The 3,302-nt window shown below is 69.3% G+C and carries 4 protein-coding genes; all 4 read left to right on the top strand.

Annotated elements, in window-relative coordinates:
* A partial coding sequence (locus tag VMD50_RS21870; RefSeq protein WP_325430636.1) for an adenylate/guanylate cyclase domain-containing protein occupies positions 1–328 on the top strand: 328 nt, incomplete at its 5' end.
* Entirely contained in the window at positions 328–1,731 is a 1,404-nt protein-coding gene (locus VMD50_RS21865; RefSeq protein ID WP_325430634.1) for a mechanosensitive ion channel family protein, read from the top strand. The genes VMD50_RS21870 and VMD50_RS21865, both read left to right, overlap by 1 nt.
* Before the next feature lie 56 nt (positions 1,732–1,787).
* Positions 1,788–3,035: a glutamate-5-semialdehyde dehydrogenase gene (locus VMD50_RS21860; protein WP_325430632.1), complete on the top strand. Its 1,248-nt coding sequence runs from the start codon at positions 1,788–1,790 to the stop codon at positions 3,033–3,035.
* A gap of 28 nt (positions 3,036–3,063) precedes the next feature.
* The coding region (locus VMD50_RS21855; protein WP_325430630.1) for an AAA family ATPase at positions 3,064–3,302 on the top strand (239 nt) is incomplete at its 3' end.

Raw genomic sequence — 3,302 nt, 5'->3', positions numbered from 1 at the left:
CATCCACCGAACCGTCGACTTCGCCGTCGAAATGCGTCGCATCATCGACCGGTTCAACAGCCAGACCGGTCACGAGTTGGGCCTTCGGGTCGGGATCAACACCGGCAACGTCGTCAGCGGGCTGGTGGGCCGCTCGAGCCTCGTCTACGACATGTGGGGTGCCGCCGTGAGCCTGGCCTACCAAATGCACAGGGGCGCCCCGCAGCCCGGCATCTATGTCAGCGCCCCGGTCTACGAGGCGATGCGCGACGTGCGGCATTTCACGCCCGCCGGCACGATCTCGGTGGGCGGAATAGATCAGACCATGTACCGGCTGTCGGAGCGATGATGAACGCGTGGAACTCGTCGTGGTTCTACTGGGCGATCGGCATCGCGATCGGCTTTCCGATCTGCTTGATTTTTCTCACCGAGCTGCACCACACGCTCGTCCGCCGCAATAGCCGCCTGGCCAGGCAGGTTGGCCTGCTGCGCAACTACCTGCTGCCGCTCGTCGCGCTGTTGCTGCTGCTCGTCAAGGCTTCGGAGGTCCCGGCCGGGGACGTCCCGGTGCGGCTGCTCACCACGGTGTTCGGCTTTTTGGTGCTGGTGATGTTGCTGTCGGGGCTCAACGCCACCGTGTTCGAAGGCGCGCCCGAAGACAGCTGGCGCGCGCGCCTGCCCGCCATCTTTCTGGACGTCGCGCGCTTCGCGGTGATCGGCGTGGGGCTGGTCCTCATCCTGTCCTACATCTGGGGTGTCCGGGTCGGCGGCCTGTTCACCGCGCTGGGTGTCACGTCGGTCGTCATCGGGCTGATGTTGCAGAACTCGGTCGGGCAGATCGTGTCCGGCCTGTTCATGCTGTTCGAGCAACCGTTCCGGATCAACGACTGGCTGGACACCGGGACGGCGCGCGGGCGCGTCGTCGAAGTGAACTGGCGGGCGGTGCACATCGACACCGGCAGCGGGATGCGGGTGACGCCGAACTCGGTCCTGGCCACGACGGCGTTCACCAACCTCAGTCGCCCGGCCGGCACGCACAAATTGGCGATGACGACCACGTTCGCGGCCGCCGACGCGCCCGACCGGGTGTGCGCCATGCTGTCGCGCGTCGCCCTCGGCCTGCCCCAGCTCAAGCCCGACAGCGTGCCCCGTTCGGTACCCGCCGGCGGCGGCGAATACCGCACCTCCTTCGGGCTGAACTCACCCGCGGACGACGGCGCCGCGAAATCGACCTTCCTGCGCTGGGTCTGGTACGCCGCGCGGCGGGAGGGCCTGCACCTGGACAACTGCGACGACGACTACTCGACCGCCGAACGGGTGGAGAAGGCGCTGCGCACCGTGGTGGCGCCGGCATTGCGGCTGAACGCCGACGAGCAGCGGTCGCTGCACGCGTGCGCGAAACTCGTCCGATACGGCGCCGACGAAACGGTGGAGTACGCCGGCCAGGTGCCAAGGGGGATGACGTTCCTGGTCGCCGGGCGCGTGCAGCTGACCGCGATGGGCGACGACGGCTCGATCGTGCCGATCAGCACGCTCGTCGAGGGCTCATTCCTGGGCCTCACAGCGCTGACCCGGCAGCCGAACATGGCGAGCGCGTACGCGCTCGAGGAGGTCACCGCGCTCGAGATCGACCGGGAGCACGTCGAGCACCTGGTGATGCGTGAACCGTTGCTGCTGCAGAACTTCGGCCACATCCTCGAAGAGCGGCAAAGCAAAGTCCGCCAGGCGCGGCGCGGGGAACGGGTGGGGTAAGCGGCACCGGGGCGGGCCGCCTCACTTCGTCAGCCAAGGCCCGATACCCTGGTTCAATGAGTCTGCACGCTCCCTCGCGTCCTGACCTGCGCCGAGACGTCCACGACGCCGCACGCCGCGCCCGCGTCGCGGCCCGCGCGCTGGCGTTGCTGCCGACGGTCGCCAAGGACGCCGCGTTGCAGTCGGCGGCCGACGCGCTATGCGCCCACACCGAGCGGATCCTGACGGCAAACGCCGAGGACCTCGAGGCCGCCCGGGCCGCGGGCACACCGTCCGCGATGCTCGACCGGTTGGCGTTGGACCCCAGGCGGGTCGACGGAATCGCCGCCGGCCTGCGACAGGTCGCCGGATTGCCCGACCCGGTCGGGGAGGTGCTGCGCGGCTACACCCTGCCCAACGGCCTGCACCTGCGCCAGCAGCGGGTCCCGCTCGGCGTCATCGGCATGATCTACGAGGGCCGGCCCAACGTCACCGTCGACGCCTTCGGGCTGGCGCTCAAGTCCGGCAATGCCGTGCTGTTGCGGGGGAGTTCGTCGGCGGAGCGGTCCAATCGGGCGCTCGTGCAGGTGTTGCGCGCCTCGCTGGTCAGTGAGGACCTGCCGGCGGACTCGGTGCAGCTGCTGTCGGCGGCCGACCGGTCCACCGTCACCCACCTGATCCAGGCCCGCGGCCTAGTCGACGTGGTGATCCCGCGTGGGGGAGCCGGCCTGATCGACGCGGTGGTCCGCGACGCGCAGGTGCCCACCATCGAGACCGGCGTCGGCAACTGCCACGTGTATGTGCACCAGGGCGCCGATCTGGATGTGGCGGAACGGATCCTGTTGAACTCCAAGACCCGCCGGCCCAGCGTCTGCAACGCCGCCGAGACGCTGTTGGTCGATGCGGCGATCGCCGGCGAGGCGGTGCCGCGCCTGGTGGCCGCCCTGCAGGACGCCGGCGTGACGGTCCATCTGGACCCGGGCGAGGACGCCCTGCGCCGTGAGTACCTGTCCATGGACATCGCGCTGGCGGTCGTCGAGGGTGTCGACGCCGCGATCGCCCACATCAACGAGTACGGCACCGGACACACCGACGCCATCGTGACCACCAATATGGCTGCGGCACAACGCTTTGCGGATGGTGTCGATTCGGCCGCAGTGATGATCAACGCCTCGACGGCGTTCACCGACGGCGAGCAGTTCGGTTTCGGCGCCGAGATCGGCATCTCCACCCAGAAGCTGCATGCGCGCGGCCCGATGGGGCTGCCCGAACTGACCTCGACCAAATGGATCGCGTGGGGGGACGGGCAAATCCGCCCGGCCTGACACCGAATGCCCTAGGAGAACTGAGATCGTGAGCGTGCCCGCCCGGCCCAAGCCGCTGTTCGCCGACATCGACGACGTCTCACGGCGCTTGGCCGAGACCGGTTACCTGCCGGACACCGCCACCGCGACCGCGGTGTTCCTGGCCGACCGGCTGGGCAAGCCGCTGCTCGTGGAAGGCCCCGCGGGGGTGGGCAAGACCGAGCTGGCCCGCGCCGTCGCGCAGGCCACCGACTCGGGCCTGGTCCGCCTGCAGTGCTACGAGGGGGT

The organism is Mycobacterium sp., assembly GCF_035506235.1.
Lineage (GTDB): Bacteria > Actinomycetota > Actinomycetes > Mycobacteriales > Mycobacteriaceae > Mycobacterium.
This window is presented reverse-complemented; position numbering and strand designations above follow the sequence as displayed.

What these genes read in the sequence shown, in the direction of transcription:
- VMD50_RS21865 (WP_325430634.1), top strand. Translation starts at nt 328, where the DNA reads ATGAACGCGTGGAACTCGTCGTGGTTCTACTGGGCGATCGGCATCGCG.
- VMD50_RS21860 (WP_325430632.1), top strand. Translation starts at nt 1,788, where the DNA reads ATGAGTCTGCACGCTCCCTCGCGTCCTGACCTGCGCCGAGACGTCCAC.